Raw genomic sequence first — 1262 nt, forward strand, 5'->3', positions numbered from 1 at the left:
ATGTCATTTTTCCAGCCAGCACAAATTCTGCCACAGCCGAGTGATCCTCGGTCAGCATTTCGATATGCCCGTCCCGCAGCCGGTAGATCCGGCTGTCGCCGGCCCATAGCCCGGCAAAATGCTGATTGGCCATCACCAGTGCAGCAACCGTCGATCCGATTGTGCCGCCGCCGCGGGCATCGGCCTCAGCCCGGATTGCCGTATGGGCGTTCTGGATCGCCTCCCGCAGCGCTTGCATCCGCGCCGCCGGATCAAGCCCCAGCGGGATCATGGCCGCCGCATCGGCGATCAGCCGGCTGGCATAATCCCCGGCGTCATGGCCGCCCATTCCGTCTGCCACCAGCCAGATGTCATGTTCCGGCAACGCCAGAACTGCGTCTTCGTTAACCTTGCGCTTCAGCCCGACATGGGTCTGCGCGGTGTAGCGGTATTTGCGCAGCTGGTTCATCACAGCCCCTCCGCAACCGTCCAAAGCGGCGCCCCAAGGTCAAACATTCCCAATGCAGTACCGCCTTGCGGAAGACCCGGACAGGCCAGCCTCCGCGGCGCACCATCCAGCATCGCCGTCCACAGGCTGCAGCCGGTCAGCCTCCCTTCCAGCGCGGCACCCGCCAGGGCGCCAGGCAGCACTTCCGGCCCCTGGGCACCAGCCAAAACAAAGCCAGGGCCTACAGCCGGCAGCGGACCCGCCGACCGTATGTCCGGCGCTGGAATGCTTGCAAGCTCTTCTGCCAGATCGTCCTTGGTCATCGTGTCCTCCAATGCATCCAGCGCAACATTCTCCAGCCGCTCGAACAGCCCCCCCTCGCAAAAGCGGGGCAAGGCCGCATCGCCCGGCCCGGGAAGCGCCACCATCAGCGTCAGCGGGAACCGCCGGCCCACCCGGTCGACCGAGGGCATCAGCACCCCGATCGCCCTTTGCGCACCAGCCAGCCCGGCAGGCAAGCAGAACCGCCAGATCGGCGCGGTCATGTAGTGGGCATCAAAACCGGACCCATAAGCCTCCCGCCCGTCCAGCATAACCTGCTGCAGCCAGGCATCCCAAACCCGCACAAATCCGCCCGGCGTATTCAGCCGGAAAAAATCCCCGACTGAAGGCATCTTACCGAATGCACCGAAGCCTGCCATTACATCGACTTCGGGCAGCTGAATTTTGCCATTGCCGGCAGGGCAAAGGGATTGATGACTGAACCCGATTGCAGTTCGAACAGCGCCAGACGTCCGCCGACGCGGATCACCCTTTTGCCCAAGAAGCGCGACGC

2 protein-coding genes are annotated in these 1262 nt (G+C 64.1%); both read right to left on the reverse strand.

Translation table 11 applies throughout. From position 1 onward, the window contains the following. On the reverse strand, nt 1-448 hold a 448-nt coding region (locus tag A2I95_RS39380; protein WP_291737795.1), incomplete at its 3' end, for a protein phosphatase 2C domain-containing protein. Continuing rightward, entirely contained in the window at nt 448-1128 is a 681-nt protein-coding gene (gene tagF, locus A2I95_RS39385) for a type VI secretion system-associated protein TagF (protein WP_291737796.1), read from the reverse strand. The genes tagF and A2I95_RS39380, both read right to left, overlap by 1 nt. Between the last annotated feature and the right edge of the window lie 134 nt (nt 1129-1262).

This window comes from Leisingera sp. F5, from assembly GCF_001593695.1.

Excerpts from the sequence above, each read along its gene's own strand:
- tagF (WP_291737796.1), bottom strand. The coding sequence starts at position 1,128 with ATGGCAGGCTTCGGTGCATTCGGTAAGATGCCTTCAGTCGGGGATTTT.